Source organism: Pseudomonas sp. GW821-FHT09H03 (genome assembly GCF_059415945.1).
In genome coordinates, this window is the sequence record NZ_JBWKOF010000002.1 from 339062 (window position 1) to 363988 (window position 24927).

Below are 24927 nucleotides of genomic sequence, written 5' to 3' on the forward strand. Positions count from 1 at the left end.
GTAGATCAGTATTAGCGATTAGACGCGACAAGTTGTCGCGCCTAGTCTTAAAGCTGATCAAACCGACGGTGATGCCATGAATACCAAGCGCCCTGCCTGCGCGGCGCCTGCCCTCGAAACACCCGCGCCCGCCGCAAGCCAGACTTACAGCTACAACAACCTTCAGTACTGCGAATCGGCGAGCACCGCGCTGGCCGAGGAAGTGGCGTTGGCGATTGCCTACAACGGCATCAGCCAAGCGGTCATGCTGGTGACACCGACGGACCTGGAAGACTTTATCGTCGGGTTCAGTCTGGGCAGCGGCATCATTCAGGACGCCGCGGACATCTACGACCTGCAACTGAGCGGCTCGGGTTCGGCGCAGTACGCGCAAGTGACCATCGCCAACCGCGCCTTCTGGAACCTCAAGCAGCAACGCCGGCAATTGGCCGGCACCAGCGGCTGCGGGCTGTGCGGAGTTGAAGCGGTCGAGCAGGCACTGCCGCAGCTTCAGGTATTGCCCGGCGCACCGTTGCCTCCCGCCGAATGGCTCGACGGTCTGCGCGAGCGCATCGGTGCCTTCCAGCCCCTGGGCCAGCATTGCGGCGCGGTGCACGCTGCGGTGTTCATGAACAACCAGGGCGAATTGCTGCTGGGACGTGAAGACATCGGCCGGCATAACGCCCTCGACAAATTGATCGGCGGCCTGATCCGGCAAAAGATCCCGACCACTGGCGGGTTGGCCATCGTCACCAGCCGTTGCAGCCTCGAATTGATCCAGAAAGTATTGCGCGCCGGCATCCAGACCCTGGTCAGTCTGTCGTCACCCACCGGCCTTGCCGTGCAATGGGCCCGTCGCCACAACCTCAATCTCATCCATCTGCCACAAAAGAATGCGCCGCGGGTCTACAGCCCAGCGTTGGAGAACCAAGCGTGAGTCAACACCGTCAAGCCGACCAGACACCCGCTCCTCGCTACAAGCCCTACAAAGGCCCCGCCGGTGGCTGGGGTGCACTGATCAGCGTCGCCCAGGCCTGGTTGACCAGCGACAACGCACTGAAAAACCTGCGCATGATGCTCAAGACCAACAAGAACGGCGGTTTCGACTGCCCCGGTTGTGCCTGGGGCGATTCCAAGGAAGGCGGCATGGTGATGTTCTGCGAGAACGGCGCCAAAGCGGTGAACTGGGAAGCGACCAAACGTCGGGTCGACGGCAACTTCTTCGCTAAACACAGCGTCACTTCGCTGCTGGAGCAGAGCGACTATTGGCTCGAGTATCAGGGCCGTATTACCGAGCCGATGAGCTATGACGCCGCAACCGATCGCTACAAACCGATCAGTTGGGACGCCGCCTTCGCCTTGATCGCCAAACATCTGCAGGGTTTGTCGAGCCCGAATCAGGCCGAGTTCTACACCTCGGGACGTGCCAGTAACGAAGCGGCATTCCTTTATCAATTGTTCGTGCGCGCCTACGGCACCAACAATTTCCCCGACTGCTCGAACATGTGCCACGAGGCCAGCGGTGTTGCGTTGTCGCAGAGTGTTGGCGTCGGCAAAGGCACCGTGACGTTTGACGACTTCGAACACGCCGATGCCATTTTCGTCTGGGGCCAGAACCCCGGCACCAACCACCCACGCATGCTCGAACCGCTGCGCGAAGCGGTGAAGCGCGGTGCTCAAGTGGTCTGCATCAACCCGCTCAAGGAGCGTGGCCTGGAGCGTTTTCAGAATCCGCAACATCCGCTTGAAATGCTCACCAACGCAGACAAGCCAACCAATACGGCCTACTTCCGCCCGGCACTGGGTGGCGATATGGCGATAATGCGCGGGATGGCGAAGTTCCTTCTGATGTGGGAGCGCGATGCACAAAAAGCCGATGCCCCGGCGGTGTTCGATCACGACTTCCTCAATGAACACTGTGCCAATGTGCTGGAGTACCTGGCAGCCATCGACGACACCCCATGGGAGCAGATCGTCGAACAGTCCGGCCTGCCCCTGGTAGAGATCGAGCAAGCGGCGCGCATGTATGCCAAGGGCAAGAGCGTCATCATGTGCTGGGCCATGGGCATCACCCAGCATCGCCATTCAGTGGCAACCATCCAGGAAATCGCCAACCTGATGCTGCTGCGCGGCAACATCGGCCGGCCAGGCGCGGGCCTGTGCCCGGTGCGTGGCCACAGTAACGTGCAGGGTGATCGGACCATGGGCATCAACGAACGCCCGCCGGTGGCGCTCCTCGATGCGCTGGAGCGGCGCCTCCAGTTCAAGGTACCCCGTGAAAACGGCCACAACGTGGTGGAGGCGATCCACGCCATGGCCGAAGGTCGGGCTAAAGTCTTCATCGGCCTGGGGGGCAATTTCGCCCAGGCCACCCCCGACAGCCCACGAACCTTCCAGGCCCTGAGCAACTGTGACCTGACCGTGCAGATCAGCACCAAGCTCAACCGCAGCCATCTGGCTCATGGCAAGGACGCCCTTATCCTGCCGTGCCTGGGCCGTACCGACATCGATATCCAGGGCGAAGGCGCACAGGCGGTGACCGTCGAAGATTCGTTCAGCATGGTCCATGCGTCCAATGGTCAGTTGCAGCCGCTGTCGAACCAGATGCGTTCGGAACCGGCAATCCTGGCCGGTATCGCTACGGCGACCCTGGGCAACCATCCGGTAGACTGGAACTGGCTGGTGGCTGACTATCGGCGCATTCGCGACCTGATCGCCGACACCATTGCCGGCTTCAAGGACTTCAACGAGAAGATCAAGAACCCGGGCGGTTTCTATCTGGGTAACAGCGCGGGGGCGCGACGCTGGAACACCACCTCGGGCCGCGCCAATTTCCGTCCCAATAACCTGCCCAAAGACCTGGTGCACGAACGCACCCGGGCAACCGGTGTATTGCCGGACCTGATCATGCAGTCAATGCGCTCTCACGATCAGTACAACACCACCATTTATGGCCTCAACGATCGTTATCGCGGTGTGAAGGGGCAGCGTGATGTGTTGTTCATCAACGAAGCCGACATCATTCGCCTGGGCTTCAAACCCGGGCAGAAGGCTGACATTGTGTCGATCTGGGATGATGGTGTTGAGCGGCGGGTGAAAGGCTTCACGTTGCTGGCGTTTGATATTCCTGCCGGACAGGCCGCGGCTTACTATCCAGAGGTGAATCCGCTGGTGCCTCTTGAAAGCATCGGGGATGGCAGCCATACGCCGACGTCGAAGTTTGTGGCGATCCGGCTGGAAGCAGCGAGTGAGACCGGGTTGATTTTGGCCAGGTCGGCTTAAAGCGGCAGCAGGCCCTGACAACACATGATTGGGACCATCCGGCAACTTTCCAATCGCCCACAAAAAAGGCCGTTTTTTCACAAAAACGGCCATTCCGAAGTAACTAAAGACCCGCGAAAATCGCTTAAGTTCCGTCTAAAAAACAATAACTTATAGAATTGTGCACAAGTCGTGTTACTCGTCGGATTTCGATTGTCACTCCACTGATACAGCCTCAGGATCGCGTCGTCATCCCCTTGAGGTTCCTCCATGAAGTTCTCCTCGATTCTCCTGTTGTCCCTTGGCCTTGTCAGTGGCATTGCCTCTGCCGGCGGAAACACCGAAGCAGGTGTGGGCGGCGCGTTGGGCGGGGTTTTGGGCTCGGTCGTCGGCCAGTCACTGGGCGGCAGTACAGGTTCAACCATTGGCGCGGCCCTCGGCGGCGCGGGTGGTAGCGCAGTCGGCGCAGACAAACACAGCCGTGGCGAAGCCGCCATTGGCGGTGCGTTGGGCGCGGCAGGCGGTAACGTGGTCGGGCGCAATGTTGGCGGCACCTCCGGCAGCCTGGTCGGCGCCGCAGTAGGCGGCGGCGCTGGCGGTGCGCTGGGTAACTACATGGGCAACAAGTACGATGATGATGACGGCGATGATTATCGTGGCGGTCATCGCGACGGCCGCTACTACCGTGACGGCCACCCGGGCCGCGGTCATGCCTATGGTCATCGCAAGCACCACAAGGGCTACTACCGCCACCGTGATTGAGGCCGGAATGGTTTCGCAGGCAGGTATAAAAACGCAGCCCGATGGCTGCGTTTTTTTTGCTGATTCAAACCACGAGGCGTTCCAAAGCGTTGCGCAGTCCTGCAGGAATCGGCGTCGGCTGGTTCGAAACACGATCTACGAATACATGCACGAAGCGGCCGGCCGCACAGGCCTCATCCTCCCCCTCCTTGAACACCGCCAACTCATATTGCACGGAACTGTTACCCAGCTTGCCGACCCGCAAGCCAATCTCTATCCGGTCCGGAAACGCAATGGAAGCGAAGTAGTCGCAGGCTGAACTCACCACGAACCCCACCACCTCGCCATCATGGATATCAAGGCCACCGACTTCGATCAGGTAAGTGTTCACCGCCGTGTCGAAAAAGCTGTAGTAGGTGACGTTATTGACGTGGCCGTAGGCATCGTTGTCGTGCCAGCGCGTGGTAACAGACTGGTAGTGCGGGTATTCGCAGCGTTGGGGCATCAGCGTTGGTTCCTGGAGTTGGTTTGCCAGTTCAAGGCGAAAATCTCGTTATCGTTCTTTGCGGGCTAGCCCACTAAGGCGCCATACCCATTACTTGTCAGCAAACCCTTTACCCCCCGCCGCCAGCTCACCAATCAAGCGCGCCGGCCGCCAGTGGTCACCCTGCCGCGTCTCGAGCGCTACCAGCCGCTGATGAACATCCGCCAAACCTTGCTGATCCGCCCAAGCCATCGGTCCGCCCTTGTCCGCCGGGAAACCGTACCCGTTGAGGTATACCAGATCGATGTCATGGGCAGATCCCGCGATACCCTCCTCAAGAATCTTCGCGCCTTCGTTGACCAACGCCAACAAACACCGCTCCAGGACTTCCTCCGGGCCAATCTCGCGACGGTGGAACCCGAGATCCTCGCTGACCTGCAGTACCAGCGCATCAACCTGCGGATCGTGTTCGGCCTGGCGACTACCCGGCTCATAGTGGTAATAGCCATTGCCGCTCTTCTGGCCGAAACGACCCGCTTCGCACAGACGATTATCTACCTGAAACTGCGGCGCATCCTGCCCTGTGCCGGATAATTGTCGAGCGCGCCATTCCAGATCGACACCAACCACGTCGTACATGCGGAACGGTCCCATGGCAAAACCGAAGCCTTGCAGGGCTGCGTCGACCTGGTGAGGAAAAGCACCTTCAAGCAACATCTTGCGCGCTTCGTGGGTGTAGGTCCGCAGCATGCGGTTGCCGATAAAACCCGGGCAATTACCCGCCACTATGCTGACCTTGCCCATGCGCTTGCCCAGTGCCAGAGCGGCTTCAAGCACCGCCGGGGCGGTCTGCGCGCCACGAACGATTTCCAGCAGCTTCATGATGTGCGCCGGACTGAAGAAATGCAGGCCCAGGACCTGTTGCGGACGGCGAGTGACTGCAGCGATGGCATCGATGTCCAGCGCCGAGGTGTTGCTGGCCAGGATGGCTTCAGGTTTAAGCAGAGCGTCCAGTTCGCGGAAGATTTTCTGCTTGAGTTCGAGGTTTTCGTAGACCGCTTCGATGACCAGGTCGACATCCCGTATAGCCGCATAATCGGGTGCTGTCGTTACACGGGCGATACGATCATCGGCCTCGGCCTGATCGATCCGGCCTTGTCGCACGCTGTGGGCGTAGGTGTCCGCCACTGACGTCAGCGCTTGTTCCAGCATCTGCGGGTTGTTATCGACCCACTGCACCGCCACCCCGGCGTTGGCCAGGCACATGACAATGCCCCGGCCCATGGTGCCCGCGCCGATGACGGCAGCGCGCTGAATATTCGACGGTGTCTGGCTCATATTCTGTTCTCTTGTTGGCGATCCGAAGACAGCCATCACCATAATCAGCCACTGTGCTTTTTTGAAATTTATTCCTGTGATGAGCAACATTCAGCGCGTGGATACACCCCAGAAAGATCACCGATCAGACTGAGAGATGCTGTTGGGCCCAATCGCGCACTTCGGCGTACGGGTAAACCTCCAGCACCGCAAAACCCGAAATGGCCCGCGCCTTGAGTTTGGTAAATAGCGGAACGCTGATGCCGCACAAAAACCGCGTCACACGCTCGGCCGAAGGTAATGTGCCGGTGTATTGCTCGTGCCTGTGGATAAAGTCTGCACACAACGCCTCGAAATTTTTATCCACAAGCGCCGGCAAATCCGGTGGTGCCGGCAGGCGCGCCACCTGCCCGTGACACACCGAACAATGCCCGCACTGCTGCGGTGCATTGTCATCACCAAAGTACTCGGCCAGGCGATAACCCAAACACCTGTCAGTGGCAAAAAGCGCCAACATGGCGTGAATCCGCGCGATCTCGGTTTGCTCATGCCGGGTGAAACAAGCGTGCAACTCTTCACTCAACACGACGCTGTCGAAACCGGTTTGCAGCAGGCTGTAGACTTCGGTCATCTGTTTACTTTCCAGCTCGACCCAACCCTTTTCCTGAAAGTAATCCAACGCCCTCACCACCCGAGTGCGTTCGGCCTGATGCTGTTCATACAACGCATCGAAATTCACCGTGGCCCAGGTCCGTGCGCGGCTGGAAGTCTGGATGATCGCGGCGACGAAATCCCTGCGTTCCCCCTCGAAACGGGCCAGCAAGGCCTCGGGCTCCTGCAAATACTTGAAGCGGTATTCGGCGTAATAGGCGTAGCGCGGGGCGATGATCCCGCGCAACTCCAGTTGCACCAGCAAGGTCTTGAGCGGTAGCTGGCGAATGTTGCTCTGGTCCGCCAACGGCCCCAGCAAAAACTCCCACTGACCTTGCGGCGCAGCAGCCTGCAATTCGTCGAGTACGCAGCGAATACCGGCGTGCTCGGGAGTGTCGCCATAGACGAAATTTTCCAGCACGTTGAGGCTGTCGCGGTTGGCCAATACCAGGCAATCGGAAGGCTGTCCGTCACGCCCGGCGCGGCCGATTTCCTGGCTGTAGTTTTCGATGGATTTGGGCAGATCGAAATGCACCACGTTGCGAATGTCGCTCTTGTCGATGCCCATGCCGAACGCGATGGTCGCGACGATGCAGTTGGACTGTCCGCCCATGAACCGACGCTGAATCGCCTCCCGTTGTTCATGGGGCAACCCCGCGTGATAGGCCTCGGCCTGAATACCGTTGCGACCCAGGTGCTCGGCAATGTGCTCGGCGGTTTTCTGCAGGGTTACATAGACGATGCTTGGCTGGTCGGGACGTTCGCTCATCCATTCGACGAGACGTCGTCGCTTGTCCTGGCCGCGAACCGGCTCTACCAGCAGGTTGAGGTTCGGCCGATAGAAACCGGTAGTCACCACATCGTCGGCTGCGATGGCGAATTTGGCCTGCATGTCCGCGATCACTTTGGGCGTGGCGGTAGCGGTAAGCAGCAGCACCTGCTGGATGTTGAATTGGCGTTGGTAATCGGGAAGCTTGAGGTAGTCCGGACGGAAATTGTGGCCCCACTCCGAGATGCAATGAGCCTCGTCCACCACCAGTAGCGAGATCGGTACCTGCTGCAAAAAGTTGCGAAAGCGCTCGTTCTTCAGGCGCTCCACGGAAATCATCAGGATTTTCAGTTCGCCGGACTTTGCACGGGCCATCACATCGCTGGCGTCATCGCGGCTCTGGGCCGAATCGATACTGCCTGCGGCGATGCCATGGCGCTGGAGGAACGCCAGTTGATCCTGCATCAGCGCCAGCAACGGCGAGACCACCAGCGTCAGATGCGGCAGCAACACTGCCGGTAATTGATAACAAAGGGACTTGCCGGACCCGGTAGGGAAAATCGCCGCAGCGGAGCGCCCCTCCAACACGGCGCTGACGGCAGTCTCCTGACCCGGGCGAAATTGTGGATAACCGAAAACCTGCTCCAGGGTGCTGTGCATAACGCTGTCACTCCGTTGACTGCTGCGATGTGCAAAGCCTAGCCGGCGATCGCAGCGAGTCGAGAAAAGGTCGGGGGTAAAAACCATACCGGATAATACAGCGTCACCCGTTCTGCTCGCGCCACGGATTGAAACACATGAAGCACGTTGCCATCTGACTAGCTTGCACCTCCCAGGGTTATGGTTCACCTACACCGCGCGAAGTCAGGAAGGCTGAGTAGCGCGTCCCCCTTTCGAAGGACCGATCATGCTTAAAACCTTTGTAGTTCCCTTTGCCCTGATGATGACCACTACGCAGCTTCTTGGCGGATGCAGAGCCTCTCACCATCTCCCCGTAGTGCCGGACGCATTCAACACACCTGAGTATCAAGCTCAAAAAGGGTTGGGGGTGATCAACGCATCGCACCTCTACGAACGCGGTGGCACTGGACGGGGAGTGACGGTTGCGTTGATCGATTCGGGCCTGAACGCCGACCTGCCGCAATTCCAGGGCAGAATTCGTGATCCCGGTTTCGACTACGTCGAGAAACGTCCCGGTGGCCATGATCGAATCGGTCACGGCACCCAGATGGCTGGAATTATCGCCGCCAACAAGGACGATCAGGGTATGCACGGCGTCGCGTTCGACGCACAGCTGATCCCTTTTCGTTTCGGCGACGACAATGAGCCTTTTTTTTTCGACAGTGAAATCGCGCAATCATGGCAATCGGGTTTCGACAAAGGAGCACGCATACTGAACAACTCGTGGGCCAACGCCATTCCTGCGACAGAAATCAATGAAGAGCGCTACAAACAGGTCATGCCGGAGTCATTGTTAACCGCGCGAAAACTGGTGCGGGACGGCGCCGTATTTGTGTTCCCGACTGGAAATGAACTCAAACGCGAACCCTTGGCCGAACCGGGTTTGCCCCTCGCCATACCTGAACTGGAAAAAGGCTGGATCGCCGTTGTTGCATTGAAAAACGATGGGACTGCCATCAACGCCAAGTCCAACTACTGCGGCGTGGCGGCAGCATGGTGCATTGCCGTACCGGGTGGCGACTCCGGAGCGGACCAGGGCTTGCTGACCACCAGCAAGGATGGTGGGTACGTACAAACCGCGGGCACGTCACCCGCCGCCGCGCTGGTCAGCGGTGCTCTGGCGGCATTGCAAAGCCGCTACCCCGAGCTCACTGCACAGCAGGTACGTGAACACCTGCTGGCGACAGCGAACCGGACTGGCATCTATGCCAACAGTGAAGCATACGGCAGAGGGCTGCTGGACCTGGAAGCGGCTTCACGTCTTCCATCTCAATCCACAATCGAATAATCCGCCATGGACCGAACACTGCGATCCCAAGTACGCCACACGCACCTCCAGCTTCACCGGTCAGGCAGGCATCGCACTCACAGGTGTTCGCGGTTACTGAGTGAGCGTCTACGAAGTTTCCTACAACTTCTGACGCTCCACTTCCCCGACTTTGCCATGCGGCGTCCCTCTCCCCTGTCGGTTTTTTTACCGAAAGTGGCTATGCAAGGTAAAACCTTGGGAGATGCGTAGGCCTCTTCCGCCAGACACAATAAAAGCCCTACAAAACCTGTCCTCCTCAGCCGTCTTGTCGCGCAACCTCCCTCCCTTCTATAGTTTCCGGCACGGCTGAAAACAGTGTCTCGCCCTGCCGGGAACACTTGCCGATTTCGCACAGGACCCACCTCGATGGACAAGCCAGATTCGTTGCCAGACCGCTATCACCCGCTCAAAACCAGTTACAGCGAAACTCCGGTACTGGTCATCGATACGGAGGCCGATCCCCACGAGATCCTCGACGCCGCCCGACAGCGCATCCGAGCCGCCAGCGATCTGCTCGAAACCCTGTATTGCCTGTGCTTCAAGCAGGCCGATGCGAGTGATATCCCGAAGATCGTCAGCGCGCTTTACCTGCTCACCCAGGATGGCAATGACCTGCTTGAAATCGCCCGCCAGCGTTTGCCCTGAATTTGCTCTCAGTCACGCCCATTGCAACAAGCACCTGAAAACCCGAACCCACGGGCATAAAAAAACCGCCCCGAGGGGCGGCTTTTTCATGGCTTGAAACCAGCGCTTACAGCTTTGGACCGGCAGCCTTGATCGCATCGCTCACGTCGAACTTCTTGAAGTTCTCGATGAACAGACCGGCCAGTGCTTTGGCCGATTCGTCGTAGGCGGCTTTATCAGCCCAGGTGTTGCGTGGGTTCAGCAGGCCAGTCTCAACGCCCGGTACGGCCAGTGGCACGTCGAGGTTGATGGTGTCCAGGTGCTCGGTCTCGGCACCGATCAGAGCGCCGCTCTGGATCGCAGCGATCACCGCACGGGTGGTCGGGATGTTGAAGCGCTTGCCGACGCCGTAGCCGCCGCCGGTCCAACCGGTATTGACCAGGTAGACCTTGGAGCCGAAGCCGCGGATGCGCTTGATCAGCAGCTCAGCGTATTCGCCAGCCGGGCGCGGGAAGAACGGTGCGCCGAAGCAGGTGGAGAAAGTCGACTTGATGCCGCTGCCCGAACCCATTTCAGTCGAACCCACCAGAGCGGTGTAGCCGGACAGGAAGTGGTAGGCCGCTTGTTCTTCGCTCAGGATCGACACTGGCGGCAGGACGCCGGTCAGGTCGCAAGTCAGGAAGATTACAGCGTTAGGCTCGCCACCCAGGTTCTGCTCGGAACGCTTGGCAACGTGCTCCAGCGGGTAAGCGGCGCGGCTGTTCTGGGTCAGGCTGACATCAGCGTAGTCGGCGTGCTTGGCGTCATCGATAACGACGTTTTCCAGGACTGCGCCGTGCTTGATGGCTTTCCAGATGACCGGCTCGTTCTTCTCGGACAGGTCGATGCACTTGGCATAGCAACCGCCTTCGATGTTGAACACCACGCCCTCACCCCAGCCGTGCTCGTCGTCACCGATCAGGTAACGGCTTTCGTCTGCCGACAGAGTGGTTTTACCGGTGCCCGACAGACCGAAGAACAGGGTCACGTCGCCTTCTTCGCCGATGTTGGCAGCGCAGTGCATTGGCAGCACGTCAGCGGCCGGCAGCAGGAAGTTCTGCACGGAGAACATGGCTTTTTTCATCTCACCGGCGTAACGCATGCCGGCGATCAATACTTTCTTCTGCGCGAAGTTGATGATCACACAGCCGTCGGAGTTGGTGCCGTCGCGCTCCGGAACGCACTCGAAGTTGGCGACGTTGAGAACCTGCCACTCTTCACGGCCAGCCGGGTTGTACTGGGCAGGATTGATGAACAGGCAACGGCCGAACAGGTTCTGCCAGGCGGTCTGGGTGGTCATCTTCACGGCCAGGTAGTGGTCGGCGGCCGCACCTACATGCACGTGGGAAACGAAATGCTCTTGCGCGTTGTTGAACGCCTCGACGCGAGCCCACAGGGCATCGAACTTGTCGGCCGGGAACTTGCGGTTGATCGGGCCCCAGGCGATAGCGGCCTGGGTGCTCGGCTCTTCAACGATGAAGCGATCGACTGGCGAACGGCCGGTACGGTGACCGGTGCGAACTACCAGTGCGCCGGTATCGGCAAGCTCGCCTTCACCGCGGTTGAGGGCTTCTTTAACCAGATCATCAACACTCAGATCGGTGTACACGGCGTTATTGGCTTGCGTCATGAGGTTCCCCGTCGGCCAGTGGCCGAGTGCTCCAAACGTTTTGTAGTAGAAAGTCGTGCACTACTACCGCGAAAAAAGTGGGCCGGATTATGCCAGAAAAGCCCAAAAAAAGTAGGGCCCTCCCGTCGTAACGGCGTTATTCCGGCGGTCTCCAGTGAATTTACCTGCGCTGAACCGTTTTAGTGCCGGGTATCTGACGGCGTATCAACACCCGCTCCAGCGAATAATTGAGTGACGTCGGCGGCATCGAACAGATAACGCTCGTTGCAGAACTGACAGTCGATCTCAATGTTGCCGCCGTGTTCGACCACCAGTTGCTGCGCATCTTCCATACCCAGACTGACCAGGGCATTGGCCGAACGTTCGCGCGAGCAACTGCAGCGGAAGCGCAGCTTTTGCACATCAAACAGGCGCACCTGCTCTTCGTGATAGAGGCGATGGAGTACGGTTTCGTTGTCCAGGCTCAGCAGCTCATCGGCGGTCAGGGTGCTACCCAGTGCAGTGATGTGCTGCCAACTGGCGGCGCGATCTTCTTCGTCTTTCAAGCGATCAGCGGGTAATTGCTGCAGTAACAGACCACGGGCGCGACGGCCATCGGCGTACAGCCAGAAACGCGTGCCGACCTGCTGGGACATCACGAAATAATTGGTGAAGCATTCGGACAGGGTTTCGCCGTCAAGGTCGACGATGCCCTGATAACGCTGGCCCTGGGTCGGATCAATGGTCAGTGCCAGGACGCCGTCCGGCATCAGGTCCGCCAGGGTTGCGTCCGGGGCAATCCGGTCGGCTTCGTAACGGGCCAGGCCACGAATATCCCGCTCGCTGGAACACTCGATCATCAGCAACGGAATAGGGCCTTCGGAACGGGCCTGCAAAATCAGCAAGCCATCGAACTTCAAGGCGCCGACCAGCAAAGAGGCGGCGGCCATGAGCTCACCGAGCAATTGCGCGACCGGCTGCGGGTAGGCGTGTTTGGCCAGGACTTCGGCATAGCTGAGCTCCAACGAGACCAGCTCGCCACGGGTGTCGCTGTCATCAAAGATGAAGCGTTGGGTGAAGTCGTTGTCCGCTAGATCGGTCATAAGTTTGGGTATCTGAAATGATGACAAAAGTTAACAGGAGGCAAGAAATGCGCTTGCAACATGGCATTGCAGGCATTTTATGGACATTGCGCGGCGGTTCCAAGCGAAGTGGAATCGGCGTCGGCTGACCTGCGGTTTCATGCTGCTGACGCTGCTGGCCTTGTGGTTATGGCCTACAGGTCAGCAGCCGTGTGCAGTTTTCGACGAGCGGCAGTGTTGCCAGCGTCACCCCGATATGGATGCGCAATCGTGCAATTGCAAGTCAGGCGATCTTTCAGTCGTTGCTGCTGCCACGAAACTTGAACAGATCCCGCCGCTGCTTCTTGCTAGGCTTGCCATCGGTACTCACGCCCAAAGCGCCGGCCTTGCGTTGGGCCGCAGCATTTTCGCGCTTGGCGATGCTGGCTTCGGTCTCGGCGTACAGGGTCTGCGCCTCGGGTGCGCCACGGCGAATAATCGACAAAGCCTGTACCACCACCGTGCGCTCCTCGAACCCGGTGCGAATCACGAACTCATCGCCGATGCGCGGCTCCTTGCCCGGCTTGCAGCGCTCGCCACGGCAATGCACTTTGCCACTTTCAATCGCCGCCTTGGCCAGGGCGCGGGTTTTGTAAAAACGTGCGGCCCACAACCACTTATCGAGACGGACTTTGTCGTCCTCTTCGTTTTTTTGTGCCATGGAATTTCCTCGCTCTGAAATATTGGTGAACTGTACTACCGTTTCATTCGTACCAAGAATTACACCAGTGCGGATTACAATGCACACAGTCCAGACCCTTGCGAGGGGCTGGAAATCCGGGCCGTAGATATCTGTCGCCTTTTAATCATTATTCTGCGTGAATACCGCGCATCAGGCCCCATGCGGCCCGAGCGGTTTCTACCGGTTGAGCATCTTTGAAGACATTTGATCATTTGACCGTCGTCGGTCTGCGCGAGTGGGTGGCGCTCCCGGATTTGGGAGTCGCGGGCCTTCGGGCAAAAATCGACACCGGCGCCAGCACCTCCAGCCTCCATGCCACTGATATCGAGCCCTTCGAGCGCGATGGGGAACGATGGGTGCGCTTCACCGCGCACCTGGGTTCGGTGGTGCAACTGCGTCACCGGCGCTGCGAGGCGCCGATGGTGACGAAAAAAACCATTAAAAGCTCCAATGGTCATGCGCAGGTGCGATACGTGATCAGCTCCACCCTGGCCCTTGGTGATCGGGTCTGGCGGGTCGAGTTCACACTCGCCTGCCGCAAGTCCATGCGCTATCGCCTGCTACTCGGTTCAAAAGCCTTGATCGACGGACAGTTGGTGGTCAATCCGGGCATAAAATATGTACAAGACAAGCCGGTGTTCCCGGTATCTACCTCCTCCACAGGTGTTGCATGAAGATCGCTGTGCTGTCGCGCAATCCACGTCTGTATTCCACCCGTCGCCTGGTTGAAGCCGGGACTGAACGCGGCCATGAAATGGTGGTGGTCGACACCCTGCGCGCCTACATGAACATTGCCAGCCACAAGCCGCAGATCCACTACCGGGGCAGGCCGCTGGAAGGTTTCGATGCAGTGATCCCGCGGATCGGTGCATCGGTGACGTTTTATGGCTGCGCGGTATTGCGCCAGTTCGAAATGATGGGGGTTTATCCACTGAACGAATCGGTCGCCATCGCCCGCTCACGGGACAAGTTGCGCTCACTGCAATTGCTGTCGCGTCGCGGCATCGGTTTGCCTGTTACCGGATTTGCCCACTCCCCCGACGACATTCCCGACCTGATCGCAATGGTCAACGGCGCGCCGCTGGTGATCAAGGTTCTCGAAGGCACCCAAGGCATCGGTGTGGTGCTCTGCGAAACCGCAACAGCGGCGGAGTCGGTGATCGAGGCATTCATGGGGCTCAAGCAGAACATCATGGTTCAGGAGTACATCAAGGAAGCCGGGGGTGCCGACATTCGCTGCTTCGTAGTAGGCGACAAGGTGATTGCAGCAATGAAGCGCCAGGCCAAGCCAGGAGAGTTTCGCTCCAACCTGCATCGTGGCGGCAGCGCGAGTCTGATCAAGATCACACCGGAAGAACGCATGACGGCTTTGCGTGCAGCAAAGGTGATGGGGCTGGCGGTGGCTGGCGTGGACATCCTGCGCTCCAATCATGGACCGCTGGTGATGGAAGTGAACTCGTCACCTGGACTGGAGGGGATCGAGACCACCACCGGGAAGAATGTGGCAGGGATCATCATCGAGCATCTGGAGAAGAATGGCGGGCCGAACATGACACGGACCAAGGGTAAGGGTTAACCCTCACTTGCTGATCGTTCCCACGCTCTGCGTGGGAACGATCAAGTCAGACAGTCAGACCGCATCTCTGGGCAACAGCAGACCCAGCGGCAACCGCACCCGCGCTTCCAGCCCGCCACCCGAACGGTTGCGCAACTCGACATTGCCGCCATGCATCGAAGCAATCCGCTTCACGATCGCCAACCCCAAGCCTGTGCCCTTGCCGCCCCGTGCGCGGTCGCCACGGGTGAACGGATTAAAGATTGCTTCCAGCTCCGATGGATCGATCCCGGCGCCACGATCCATGACACTCAGCACCACATAGGGCGCGGCAGTGTCACCCGATACATAGGCCGCCACTTCCACGCCACTGCCGGCGTGATGCAGCGCATTGCCGATCAGGTTGTTCAACAACCGCTTCATTGAAACCCGACGTAGCGGAAACGGCTGGATCGGTTCAAGGTGCAGATGCACTTTTTCTTCGTTCTGGTTGTACGGAGCGGCAACTTCACGGACCAGATCACTCAGGTCCACCTCTTCCACCGACTCGTCACGACCATCGCGAATGAACGCCAGGAACTGGTCGAGAATGGCGTCCATGTCTTCGATGTCGCGCACCATGTCGTTAGTCAGGTCGGTGCGATCACCCATCAATTCCAGGGACAGACGCAAGCGGGTCAACGGCGTGCGCAGGTCATGGGACACCCCGGCCAGCATCAGCTCACGCTCGCGACCGGCCTGCTCAACGTCTTCGGCCATCTGGTTGAAAGCGCGGTAAACCTCGGTCATTTCGCTGGGCGTATCGCTGATCGGCAGACGCACGCTACGGCCCTGGCCGAGTTGCCGCGCAGCATACACAAGGCGTTTCAATGGCTGGTTGAGCTGGCTGACGAAGATCCAGGCCGAGGCCGTGGATAACAGGCCGATCGCAAGGAACCAGCCGAGCACGTTCCAGATTTTCTGGCCGCGCAAAGGATGCGGGTAGAGCGGCACTTTCAGCCAGCCGTCACCCAGGCTTGGCGCCCGAACCCATAGCGCCGGCGGTGAGTGCATGCGTAATCGGACTTCGGTATCGGCTCCCAACTCGTCTTGCATCTGGCGCTGGTAGATTTCGCTGTAGGGCCAATGCTGCTCGCCTTCCGGTACACCGGCACCGACTACCCGGATCAAAGTCGCAGCCTCGGCGATCTTGGCGCGATTTTCCTCATCGGCGGCCCAATAGGCCCGCAGCGTCAGGGCGACGCCGTGGCTGTATTGGCGGTCAACCAGCACGTCTTCGTTCATCAGCAGATAAACCAGGGTCAGCGCCTTGGAAAACAGCACGACGATCAGCACCAGCCAAAGGGTGCGGGAGAAGAAACTCTGGGGGAACCAAACGGGGGTTTTCATGGGTAACCGTTACACACTTGCAGGAGCGAGCGATGCTCGCATATTGCGGATCGCGAGTCTGCGGGCAAGATCATCTGACCCTTTACCCGCATGACTCGCTCCTACAAATCACCGATCACTTGGTGGCAGTGCCATCCGGCACGAAGACGTAACCCACGCCCCAGACGGTCTGGATATAACGCGGTTTGGACGGATCAGGTTCGATCATCCGGCGCAGACGGGAAATCTGCACGTCGATGGAGCGCTCCAGCGCATCCCACTCGCGGCCACGGGCCAGGTTCATCAACTTGTCGCGGGTCAATGGCTGACGGGCATTCATCACAAGCGCCTTGAGCACTGCGAATTCACCGGTGGTGAGCATGTGAACCTCATCACCTCGCTTGAGCTCGCGGGTTGCCAGGGACAACTCGTAATCACCAAATGTCACGCTTTCGTCTTCGCTGCCCGGCGCACCAGGAACCGGCGCCAACTGACGACGCAGTACCGCTTTTACGCGAGCCATCAGCTCATCCGGATTGAATGGCTTGGCCAGATAGTCGTCGGCGCCCAGCTCCAGGCCCTTGATGCGGCTCAGCTCGTCGCCCTTGGCGGTAAGCATGATGATCGGAATCTGATTGTTCGCGTTGCGCAGGCGGCGGCAGGCGGTCAGACCGTCTTCACCGGGCAACATCAGGTCGAGTACGACCAGGTTGAACACTTCACGCGCCAGCAGGCGGTCCATTTGTTCGGTGTTCGGTACGGCGCGGGCGCGGTAGCCCTTGCTGACGAAAAAACGCTCCAGCAGGCTGCTGAGGCCCGGATCGTCGTCAACAATAAGAATTTTTTCGCCTTCAGCAATGTTTGCAGTGCTGCTCATTGGATGCTCCTTTTAGCTCGGTGCGCATTATGGCGTAGCTGCCGTTATACGCACCGTGTGCATTGTTAGCAGATTTTTCCTCAACCGCCAGAAATCCGGGCATTGTGCCTGCACCTGCAATGCCCCCGAAGGGCAGAACGCTGGTTATAATGCGCGGCCTTTTGTGTCAGGCAACATCAGACAGGTACTACAGACAGACGCCATTTATTTTCATGGCATCGGCAGTAATTGTTCGATTTCACGGGTCAACGGGATACCTTTTGATCCAGGTAGCGGCGCAGGCCAGGCCGCTCAACCAGACTCGTCAAGGCCTTATCTTCGCGCCTGCGAGCCTGCTTTCACAATTTGTCAGGTGGTTTTATGGACAGCATCAACAGCCGCATCGCCGAGGAACTCGGTGTACGCCCACAACAGGTCGAAGCGGCCGTCGCGCTACTCGATGAAGGTTCTACCGTTCCTTTCATCGCCCGTTACCGGAAAGAAGTGACCGGCAGTCTCGATGACACCCAACTGCGTCACCTTGAAGAGCGTCTGCGCTACCTGCGAGAACTCGACGAACGGCGCATCAGCATCCTTGCCAGCATCACCGAGCAGGGCAAGCTGACCCCGCAACTTGAGCGCGATATCAAGCTCGCCGACACCAAGACCCGTCTCGAAGACTTGTACCTGCCGTACAAGCAGAAGCGCCGCACCAAGGGCCAGATCGCCCTGGAAGCCGGCCTCGGCGAGCTGGCTGATGGCCTGTTCAATGACCCGTCCCTGACTCCTGAAACCGAAGCCGCCCGCTTCATCGACGCCGAAAAAGGCGTGGCCGATGTGAAAGCCGCCCTCGAAGGCGCCAAATACATCCTGATGGAGCGCTTTGCCGAAGACGCAGGTCTGCTGGACAAGCTGCGCAACTACCTCAAGCAGGAGGCAACCCTCAGTGCCCGCGTGATCGCCGGCAAGGAAGAGGAAGGCGCCAAGTTCCGCGACTACTTCGAGCACGACGAACCGCTCAAAAGCATGCCGTCGCACCGCGCCCTGGCAATTTTCCGTGGCCGCAACGAAGGCATTCTCAGCTCTGCGCTGAAGGTCGGTGACGAACTGCCAGGCACCATGCACCCGTGCGAAGGCATGATCGGCCAGCAATTCGGCATCCAGAACCAGAACCGCGCCGCCGATAAATGGCTGGGCGAAGTGGTGCGCTGGACCTGGAAGGTCAAGCTCTACACTCACCTGGAAACCGACCTGCTGGGCGAACTGCGCGACGGCGCCGAAACCGAGGCGATCAATGTGTTCGCCCACAACCTGCACGACCTGCTGCTGTCGGCCCCGGCCGGCCCGCGCGCTACCCTGGGCCTCGACCCGGGCCTGCGTACCGGCTGCAAGGTGGCGGTGGTTGATTCCACCGGCAAGCTGCTCGATCACGCCACGGTCTACCCGCACGTGCCGCACAACAAGTGGGACCAGACCCTTGCCGTGCTCGCCGCCCTTTGCGCCAAGCACTCCGTGGACCTGATCGCCATTGGTAACGGCACCGCCAGCCGTGAAACCGACAAGCTCGCGGCTGAACTGATCAAAAAATATCCAGCCATGAAAATGACCAAAGTCATGGTCTCCGAGGCCGGCGCATCCGTCTACTCGGCCTCGGAACTGGCTTCCAAAGAATTCCCGGACCTCGACGTGTCGATCCGTGGGGCAGTATCGATTGCCCGTCGCCTGCAAGACCCGCTGGCCGAGCTGGTGAAAATCGATCCGAAATCCATTGGTGTCGGTCAGTACCAGCACGACGTATCGCAGCTGAAACTGGCTCGCGGCCTGGATGCCGTAGTCGAGGACTGCGTAAACGCCGTGGGCGTCGACGTGAACACCGCTTCGGTGGCGCTGCTGGCCCGCATCTCCGGCCTCAACGCGACCCTGGCGCAGAACATCGTCAGCCACCGCGATGAACACGGCGCATTCAAGACCCGCGCCGCGTTGAAGAAAGTTGCGCGCTTGGGTGAAAAAACCTTCGAACAGGCAGCCGGCTTCCTGCGCGTGATGAACGGCGACAATCCGCTGGACTCGTCGGCAGTTCACCCGGAAGCCTATCCACTGGTGCAGCGCATCGCCGCCGAGACCGACCGTGACATCCGCTCGCTGATCGGTGATGCCGCATTCCTCAAGCGCCTGGACCCGAAGAAGTACACCGATGAAAGCTTCGGCCTGCCAACCGTCACCGACATTCTGCAAGAACTTGAGAAACCCGGGCGCGACCCGCGTCCCGAGTTCAAGACCGCCGAATTCCAGGAAGGCGTCGAAGACCTCAAGGACCTCGAGCTGGGCATGATCCTCGAAGGCGTGGTGACCAACGTGACCAATTTCGGCGCGTTCGTCGACATCGGCGTGCATCAGGACGGTTTGGTACACATCTCTGCGCTTTCGGAGAAGTTCATCAAGGATCCTCGTGAAGCGGTGAAGGCCGGTGACGTGGTGAAAGTGAAGGTCATGGAAGTCGACATCCCGCGCAAGCGCGTGGGCCTGTCGATGCGCATGAGCGACACCCCGGGCGAGAAAATCGACGGCGCTCGCGGTGCACGTCCGGGTTCGGCTCCGCGCCAGTCCCAGAACAACGCACCACGCAAGGAGACCACCGCTGCGGCACCGAGCAACAATGCCATGGCCTCGCTGTTCGCCAATGCCAAGCAGTTGAAGAAACGTTGATGGAGATCCCTGCCGGCCTGACCCAGAGCGCGTTTTTCAAGCTGCTGGGTTGCCGCTTGCACAGCCTGGAAACCGGGGTGGCCCAAGTCGCCCTGGCGCTTGAACCCGAGCTGCGCAATCGCGGCGGCAAGCTGCACGGCGGGGCCTTGTTCAGCTTGGTGGACATTGCCATGGGGCTGGCCTGTTCCAGCACCCATGGCTTCGACCAGCAGAGCGCGACCATCGAATGCAAGATCAACTACATCCGCGCTGTTTCTGACGGTGAGGTGATGTGCACGGCGCGGGTGATTCATCCGGGTCGGCGCACGCTGGTGGTCGAGGCCGATGTGATGCAAGGCGACAAACTGGTCGCAAAAGCGCAAGGCACGTTCGCTGTCCTGTAGCTAGTCGCTATCAATTTGAGTTAATTTCAGCGTCATACATCCTGTAGGAGCGCCTGTGGCGAGGGGGCTTGCCCCCGTTGGGCTGCGAAGCAGCCCCAAAATCTCTGAATGTCCAGAATTTTGTGAGTGCTACGCACTCAAGCAGGGCGATGCGGCGTTCCGGCAAGCCCCCTCGCCACAGGTCGCTCCCACAGGGATCGTGTAGTTTCTGACTGACCGGCATACGGCCTGTGCGGCTCGAAAAACCAGGCGAAAACGCCAGTTTCAACTTCACCCTTGTAGACCGTCTTGACCACCCCCATATTGGGGCGACTGACGCGTGAAGGAATCCAACTTGAGCGAACTTCTCAACCGCCGCCTGGCTCTGCTCGGCGAGCGCGCTAACCTCTCTCTGCTCGAACAGTGCCTTCACGGCATCGAACGTGAATGCCTGCGCGTGACCAGCGAAGGTCGCCTGGCGCAAACGCCTCACCCGGAAGAATTGGGTTCCGCGCTGACCAACGAACAGATCACCACCGACTATTCCGAGTCGCTGCTGGAGTTCATCACCCCGGCTCTGCCCGATCCTGCCGATACGCTGGCAAGCCTGGACAGCATTCATCGTTTTGCCTACAGCAAGCTCGGCAACGAGTACCTGTGGAGCCCATCGATGCCGTGCCCGTTGCCGGCCGAGGAAGACATCCCGATCGCCTATTACGGCACCTCCAATATCGGGCAGCTCAAGTACGTGTACCGCAAGGGCCTGGCCCTGCGCTACGGCAAGACCATGCAGTGCATTGCCGGGATTCACTACAATTTCTCCCTGCCGGAAAAAATCTGGCCGCTGATCAGGCAGGCCGAAGGATTTGTCGGCACCGACCGCGACTATCAGTCGTCGTCCTACATCGCGCTGATCCGCAACTTCCGTCGTTACAGCTGGTTGCTGATGTACCTGTTCGGAGCCTCACCAGCGCTGGACGCCGGTTTCCTGCGCGGACGCTCGCACCAGCTGGAGCAACTGGACCCGGAGACCCTGTACCTGCCGTACGCCACCAGCCTGCGCATGAGTGACCTCGGTTACCAGAGCAACGCCCAGGCCGGCCTGACGCCGTGCTACAACGATCTGAGCAGCTACACCGACAGCCTGCGCAAGGCGGTGGCTACGCCGTATGCACCGTACGTCGAAGTCGGCACCCACAAGGATGGCGAGTGGGTACAGCTCAATACCAACATCCTGCAGATCGAGAACGAGTACTACTCCAACATCCGCCCCAAACGCGTGACCTACACCGGCGAGCGGCCGATCCAGGCGCTGGTGGCCCGTGGCATCCAGTACGTCGAAGTGCGCTGCCTGGACATCAACCCGTTCCTGCCGATGGGTATCGACCTGGCCGAATCACGCTTCCTCGATGCCTTCCTGCTGTACTGCGCGCTCAATGACAGCCCGCTGCTGACCAACACCCACTGCACCAACGCGACCTCGAACTTCCTCAGTGTGGTCAAGGAAGGCCGTCGTCCAGGCCTGCAATTGCAGCGGGACGGCCAAGCGGTCGACCTGAAAGAGTGGGCCGGCCAACTGCTGGAAAACATTGCCCCGCTGGCGGCACTGCTCGATCAGAGCCATGGCGGCGACGCCCACAGCAAGGCGCTGGATGCTCAAATGGCCAAGGTCAAGGATCCGTCCCTGACGCCCTCCGCCCAAGTATTGGCGGCAATGGCCGAGCACAAGGAAAGCTTCGCCCAGTTCTCCTTGCGCCAGAGCCAGGTCCACGCCGAGTACTTTCGCAGCGAGCCTTTGGCTGCCGAGGAACAGGCGAAATTTGAAGCGCTGGCGCGTTCGTCACTGGCTCAGCAGGATGAGCTGGAAAATAACGAAGTCGGCGATTTTGATGTGTTTGTCGGGGCGTACCAGGCCAGTATCCTGGCGATCAGTAATTAATCAGCGCCTTACAGGGATCGTTCCCACGTTCTGCGTGGGAATGACTCAAGGGACGCTCCGCGTCCAGGTGACGCGCAGCGTCACCGGCTGCATCCCCATGCACAGCGATAGAACGATCCCTGTTCACCCTTAGATTTTTCAGCTTATAGCTAATTCGAAAAAGTTATTTATTTTAGAATTCTTAGATCATTTAGTCTCCTTTTCACGCCGACACTTCGGTCGCCTGACAAGGAGCTTTCCAATGAAACTGCATTTCCCCCTTCGCTTGCTGGCGGCCGCATCTTTGGCTGCCGCGAGTCTGTTTGCCCAGGCGGCCGACGTCACCGTCGCCTACCAGACCACCGTTGACCCGGCGAAAGTCGCCCAGGCCGACGGCGCCTACGAAAAGGCCACCAAGGCCGATATCAGCTGGCGCAAATTCGATAATGGTGCCGACATCATCGCCGCCATTGCTTCCGGTGATGTACAGATCGGCTACCTCGGTTCCAGCCCGCTGACTGCAGCAATCACCCGAAAAGTTCCGGTAGAAACCTTCCTCATCGCCACGCAAATCGGCGCCGCCGAAGCACTGGTCGCCCGCGACGGTTCCGGGATCAAGACGCCCCAGGATCTGATCGGCAAGAAAATCGCCGTGCCATTCGTTTCCACCGGCCACTACAGCCTGCTCGCGGCACTCAAGCACTGGAACATCGACCCATCGAAAGTCACGGTTCTCAACCTCGCCCCCCCGGCGATCATTGCCGCGTGGAAACGCGGTGACATTGATGCCACTTACGTATGGGACCCAGCGCTGGGTGTGGCCAAGGAAAACGGCAAAGTGCTGATCACTTCAGGCGAGCTCGCCAAATTCGGCGCACCAACCTTCGACGCCTGGATCGTGCGCAAGGACTTTGCCGAGAAGCATCCGGAGATCGTCACCGCGTTCGCCAAAGTCACCCTGGACGCCTATGCCGACTACCGCAAGGATCCGAAAGCCTGGCTGGCCGACCAAAGCAACGTCGACAAGCTGGTAAAACTCTCTGGCGCCAAGGCCAGTGACATTCCGCTGTTGCTGCAAGGCAACGTCTACCCGCTGGCGGCCGATCAGGTCACGACCCTGGGCGCACCCACCACCAAAGCCATCACCGATACCGCCGTATTCCTCAAGGAACAAGGCAAGGTCGAGGCCGTGCTGCCGGATTACGCACCGTACGTCAACGCCAAGTTCATCACCAACTGATCGGGAGTCTATTGCGATGGCTTTGCTACAGCTGGAGCGCATCAGCGCACGGTACCCCGGTGCAGCGGAACCGGTGCTGGCGGATATTTCCCTGAGTCTGGGGCCCCAGCAGTTGCTGGTCGCCCTCGGACCGTCCGGCAGTGGCAAGACCTCGCTGTTGAACCTGATTGCCGGTTTCGTCGAGCCCAGCGCCGGGCGCATTACCCTCGATGGTGTACCGATCAAGGGCCCGAGCGCCGAGCGCGGCGTGGTGTTCCAGGACGACGCCCTGCTGCCCTGGCAGGATGTGTTGGCCAACGTCGGTTTCGGCCTGGAACTGGCCGGCGTTACCCCGGACAAACGTGAAATCCGCGCCCGGGAAATGCTCTCGCTGGTTGACCTGTCCGGCTTCGAAAAGCGCCGCATATGGCAACTCTCGGGCGGCCAGAAGCAACGCGTCGGCCTCGCCCGTGCACTGGCTGCCGACCCGCGAGTCTTGCTCATGGATGAACCCTTCGGCGCCCTCGACGCCTTCACCCGCGAACAAATGCAAGAGCTGCTGCTGCAAGTCTGGCGGCGCACTGCCAAACCAGTATTCCTGATTACCCACGACATCGAAGAGGCAGTTTTTCTCGCCACCGACCTGATTCTCCTGGCACCCAACCCAGGGCAAATCGTCGAACGCCTGAGTCTGGATTTCGGTCAGCGGTACGCCGCCGGTGAGTCCGCCCGAGCCATCAAATCCGACCCGCGTTTTATCGAAACCCGCGAACACGTGCTCGCCAGAGTGTTCTCCCAACGCAGCGCCGCCCAGCGGCAGGAGCGCGCATGAGCAGTTACGAGATTCCGGCTGCAACGGTCAAGCCGAGCAGCTCAGGCACCGTCATCCCGGTACGCCGCAGCCTCAGCACGCGCTGGATCAGCGTGCTGACCCTGATCGCCTTGCTCGCCATCTGGTGGGCCGTGACGGCCAGCGGCTTGATCGAGCCGCTGTTCCTGCCGCCGCCGTCCGCGGTGCTGCAAAAAGGCTGGCTGCTGGCGACCAGCGGTTACATGGACTCGACCTTGTGGCAACACTTGGGCGCCAGCCTCAGCCGCATCGGCCTGGGCCTGGGTTTTGCCGTATTGACGGCCGTGCCGGTGGGGATTGCCATCGGTGCCAACCGTATCGCCCGTGGTGTGCTCGACCCGCTGATCGAGTTCTACCGCCCGATTCCACCGCTGGCCTATCTGCCGCTGATTGTGATCTGGTGCGGCATCGGCGAGCTGTCGAAAGTCTTGCTGATCTACCTAGCGATTTTCGCCCCGATAGCCATCGCCACGGCAACCGGCGTGCGCACCGTTGACCCGGCCAAACTGCGTGCTGCGCAGTCGCTGGGTGCGACCCGTGCGCAGTTGATTCGTCATGTGATTCTGCCCAGTGCCTTGCCGGACATTTTGACCGGTGTGCGCATTGGTCTGGGTGTAGGTTGGTCGACCCTGGTCGCCGCCGAATTGATCGCTGCCACCAGCGGCCTGGGCTTCATGGTGCAGTCCGCTGCACAGTTCCTGGTCACCGATGTGGTGGTGCTGGGGATTCTGGTGATTGCGCTGATCGCCTTCGCCATGGAAATGGGCCTGCGCGCCCTGCAACGCAAACTGGTGCCATGGCACGGCCAGGCCCACTAAAGAATCAT

General features: G+C 59.7%; 21 protein-coding genes. 13 read left to right on the forward strand and 8 right to left on the reverse strand.

The window, feature by feature from the left end; all coding sequences use genetic code 11:
* The first annotated feature begins 76 nt into the window (after positions 1-76).
* The 3 genes from fdhD (at position 77) to AC07OG_RS04215 (ending at position 4002) form a co-directional block, all read left to right on the forward strand.
* Positions 77-916 carry a formate dehydrogenase accessory sulfurtransferase FdhD gene (fdhD, locus tag AC07OG_RS04205; RefSeq protein WP_060544020.1) on the forward strand — a complete coding sequence of 280 codons (840 nt, stop codon included), beginning with the start codon at positions 77-79 and terminating at the stop codon, positions 914-916.
* Complete coding sequence (locus AC07OG_RS04210) at positions 913-3261, forward strand: FdhF/YdeP family oxidoreductase (RefSeq protein WP_495066297.1); 2349 nt, start codon at positions 913-915, stop codon at positions 3259-3261. The genes fdhD and AC07OG_RS04210 overlap by 4 nt, the downstream gene beginning before the upstream one ends.
* A 249-nt stretch (positions 3262-3510) precedes the next feature.
* Positions 3511-4002: a glycine zipper domain-containing protein gene (locus tag AC07OG_RS04215; protein ID WP_495066298.1), complete on the forward strand. Its 492-nt coding sequence runs from the start codon at positions 3511-3513 to the stop codon at positions 4000-4002.
* A gap of 64 nt (positions 4003-4066) precedes the next feature.
* On the opposite strand, the gene AC07OG_RS04220 is transcribed toward AC07OG_RS04215, so the two are convergent.
* From AC07OG_RS04220 to AC07OG_RS04230, 3 genes are all read right to left on the reverse strand, one after another.
* On the reverse strand, positions 4067-4486 hold the full coding sequence (locus AC07OG_RS04220; RefSeq protein WP_495066299.1) for an acyl-CoA thioesterase: 420 nt from the start codon (positions 4484-4486) through the stop codon (positions 4067-4069).
* Positions 4487-4576: 90 nt separating this feature from the next.
* Positions 4577-5803, reverse strand: a complete 1227-nt coding sequence (locus AC07OG_RS04225; protein WP_495066300.1) for a 3-hydroxyacyl-CoA dehydrogenase — start codon at positions 5801-5803, stop codon at positions 4577-4579.
* Between the two features lie 124 nt (positions 5804-5927).
* Positions 5928-7862, reverse strand: coding sequence for a RecQ family ATP-dependent DNA helicase (locus AC07OG_RS04230; protein WP_060544015.1), 1935 nt, complete (start codon positions 7860-7862; stop codon positions 5928-5930).
* 247 nt (positions 7863-8109) lie between these two features.
* Between AC07OG_RS04230 and AC07OG_RS04235 the strand changes: the two genes are divergently transcribed.
* Positions 8110-9171, forward strand: a complete 1062-nt coding sequence (locus AC07OG_RS04235; RefSeq protein ID WP_495066301.1) for a S8 family peptidase — start codon at positions 8110-8112, stop codon at positions 9169-9171.
* A 387-nt stretch (positions 9172-9558) separates the two neighbouring features.
* Positions 9559-9837, forward strand: a complete 279-nt coding sequence (locus AC07OG_RS04240) for a hypothetical protein (RefSeq protein WP_060544013.1) — start codon at positions 9559-9561, stop codon at positions 9835-9837.
* 106 nt (positions 9838-9943) lie between these two features.
* Here the strand turns inward: AC07OG_RS04240 and AC07OG_RS04245 are convergent, their stop codons facing one another.
* The 3 genes from AC07OG_RS04245 to AC07OG_RS04255 all read right to left on the reverse strand — a co-directional run bounded on the left by AC07OG_RS04245 (position 9944) and on the right by AC07OG_RS04255 (position 13246).
* Complete coding sequence (locus tag AC07OG_RS04245; RefSeq protein ID WP_060544012.1) at positions 9944-11485, reverse strand: phosphoenolpyruvate carboxykinase; 1542 nt, start codon at positions 11483-11485, stop codon at positions 9944-9946.
* A gap of 179 nt (positions 11486-11664) precedes the next feature.
* Positions 11665-12567: an Hsp33 family molecular chaperone HslO gene (gene hslO, locus AC07OG_RS04250; protein WP_060544011.1), complete on the reverse strand. Its 903-nt coding sequence runs from the start codon at positions 12565-12567 to the stop codon at positions 11665-11667.
* Positions 12568-12841: 274 nt separating this feature from the next.
* The gene (locus AC07OG_RS04255; RefSeq protein ID WP_060544010.1) at positions 12842-13246 is read right to left on the reverse strand and encodes an RNA-binding S4 domain-containing protein; all 405 of its coding nucleotides are present in this window, start codon (positions 13244-13246) and stop codon (positions 12842-12844) included.
* Between the two features lie 215 nt (positions 13247-13461).
* Here AC07OG_RS04255 and rimB point away from each other — a divergent pair, with 215 nt between their 5' ends.
* Entirely contained in the window at positions 13462-13941 is a 480-nt protein-coding gene (rimB, locus tag AC07OG_RS04260; protein WP_060544009.1) for a retropepsin-like aspartic endopeptidase RimB, read from the forward strand.
* Complete coding sequence (rimK, locus tag AC07OG_RS04265) at positions 13938-14843, forward strand: 30S ribosomal protein S6--L-glutamate ligase (protein WP_060544008.1); 906 nt, start codon at positions 13938-13940, stop codon at positions 14841-14843. Before rimB ends, rimK begins: the two co-directional genes overlap by 4 nt.
* Before the next feature lie 54 nt (positions 14844-14897).
* Here the strand turns inward: rimK and AC07OG_RS04270 are convergent, their stop codons facing one another.
* On the reverse strand, positions 14898-16211 hold the full coding sequence (locus AC07OG_RS04270) for an ATP-binding protein (RefSeq protein ID WP_060544007.1): 1314 nt from the start codon (positions 16209-16211) through the stop codon (positions 14898-14900).
* Between the two features lie 115 nt (positions 16212-16326).
* Positions 16327-17067, reverse strand: coding sequence for an osmolarity response regulator transcription factor OmpR (gene ompR / locus AC07OG_RS04275; RefSeq protein WP_060544006.1), 741 nt, complete (start codon positions 17065-17067; stop codon positions 16327-16329).
* 360 nt (positions 17068-17427) lie between these two features.
* Here ompR and AC07OG_RS04280 point away from each other — a divergent pair, with 360 nt between their 5' ends.
* From AC07OG_RS04280 to tauC, 6 genes are all read left to right on the forward strand, one after another.
* The gene (locus AC07OG_RS04280; RefSeq protein ID WP_060544005.1) at positions 17428-19752 is read left to right on the forward strand and encodes a Tex family protein; all 2325 of its coding nucleotides are present in this window, start codon (positions 17428-17430) and stop codon (positions 19750-19752) included.
* Entirely contained in the window at positions 19752-20135 is a 384-nt protein-coding gene (locus AC07OG_RS04285; RefSeq protein WP_060544004.1) for a PaaI family thioesterase, read from the forward strand. The genes AC07OG_RS04280 and AC07OG_RS04285 overlap by 1 nt, the downstream gene beginning before the upstream one ends.
* A 334-nt stretch (positions 20136-20469) precedes the next feature.
* On the forward strand, positions 20470-22053 hold the full coding sequence (gene gshA / locus AC07OG_RS04290; RefSeq protein ID WP_060544003.1) for a glutamate--cysteine ligase: 1584 nt from the start codon (positions 20470-20472) through the stop codon (positions 22051-22053).
* A gap of 241 nt (positions 22054-22294) precedes the next feature.
* Entirely contained in the window at positions 22295-23272 is a 978-nt protein-coding gene (gene tauA, locus AC07OG_RS04295) for a taurine ABC transporter substrate-binding protein (protein ID WP_218424159.1), read from the forward strand.
* A 16-nt stretch (positions 23273-23288) separates the two neighbouring features.
* On the forward strand, positions 23289-24083 hold the full coding sequence (gene tauB, locus AC07OG_RS04300) for a taurine ABC transporter ATP-binding subunit (RefSeq protein ID WP_495066302.1): 795 nt from the start codon (positions 23289-23291) through the stop codon (positions 24081-24083).
* Positions 24080-24919 carry a taurine ABC transporter permease TauC gene (gene tauC, locus AC07OG_RS04305; protein ID WP_060544000.1) on the forward strand — a complete coding sequence of 280 codons (840 nt, stop codon included), beginning with the start codon at positions 24080-24082 and terminating at the stop codon, positions 24917-24919. Before tauB ends, tauC begins: the two co-directional genes overlap by 4 nt.
* The last annotated feature ends 8 nt before the right edge of the window (positions 24920-24927 follow it).

Bases quoted from the DNA above. Each gene is read 5' to 3' on its own strand.
- fdhD (WP_060544020.1), top strand. From the start codon at position 77: ATGAATACCAAGCGCCCTGCCTGCGCGGCGCCTGCCCTCGAAACACCC.
- AC07OG_RS04215 (WP_495066298.1), top strand. From the start codon at position 3,511: ATGAAGTTCTCCTCGATTCTCCTGTTGTCCCTTGGCCTTGTCAGTGGC.
- AC07OG_RS04220 (WP_495066299.1), bottom strand. From the start codon at position 4,486: ATGCCCCAACGCTGCGAATACCCGCACTACCAGTCTGTTACCACGCGC.
- AC07OG_RS04225 (WP_495066300.1), bottom strand. From the start codon at position 5,803: ATGAGCCAGACACCGTCGAATATTCAGCGCGCTGCCGTCATCGGCGCG.
- AC07OG_RS04230 (WP_060544015.1), bottom strand. From the start codon at position 7,862: ATGCACAGCACCCTGGAGCAGGTTTTCGGTTATCCACAATTTCGCCCG.
- AC07OG_RS04235 (WP_495066301.1), top strand. From the start codon at position 8,110: ATGCTTAAAACCTTTGTAGTTCCCTTTGCCCTGATGATGACCACTACG.
- AC07OG_RS04240 (WP_060544013.1), top strand. From the start codon at position 9,559: ATGGACAAGCCAGATTCGTTGCCAGACCGCTATCACCCGCTCAAAACC.
- AC07OG_RS04245 (WP_060544012.1), bottom strand. From the start codon at position 11,485: ATGACGCAAGCCAATAACGCCGTGTACACCGATCTGAGTGTTGATGAT.
- hslO (WP_060544011.1), bottom strand. From the start codon at position 12,567: ATGACCGATCTAGCGGACAACGACTTCACCCAACGCTTCATCTTTGAT.
- AC07OG_RS04255 (WP_060544010.1), bottom strand. From the start codon at position 13,246: ATGGCACAAAAAAACGAAGAGGACGACAAAGTCCGTCTCGATAAGTGG.
- rimK (WP_060544008.1), top strand. From the start codon at position 13,938: ATGAAGATCGCTGTGCTGTCGCGCAATCCACGTCTGTATTCCACCCGT.
- AC07OG_RS04270 (WP_060544007.1), bottom strand. From the start codon at position 16,211: ATGAAAACCCCCGTTTGGTTCCCCCAGAGTTTCTTCTCCCGCACCCTT.
- ompR (WP_060544006.1), bottom strand. From the start codon at position 17,067: ATGAGCAGCACTGCAAACATTGCTGAAGGCGAAAAAATTCTTATTGTT.
- AC07OG_RS04280 (WP_060544005.1), top strand. From the start codon at position 17,428: ATGGACAGCATCAACAGCCGCATCGCCGAGGAACTCGGTGTACGCCCA.
- AC07OG_RS04285 (WP_060544004.1), top strand. From the start codon at position 19,752: ATGGAGATCCCTGCCGGCCTGACCCAGAGCGCGTTTTTCAAGCTGCTG.
- tauA (WP_218424159.1), top strand. From the start codon at position 22,295: ATGAAACTGCATTTCCCCCTTCGCTTGCTGGCGGCCGCATCTTTGGCT.
- tauB (WP_495066302.1), top strand. From the start codon at position 23,289: ATGGCTTTGCTACAGCTGGAGCGCATCAGCGCACGGTACCCCGGTGCA.
- tauC (WP_060544000.1), top strand. From the start codon at position 24,080: ATGAGCAGTTACGAGATTCCGGCTGCAACGGTCAAGCCGAGCAGCTCA.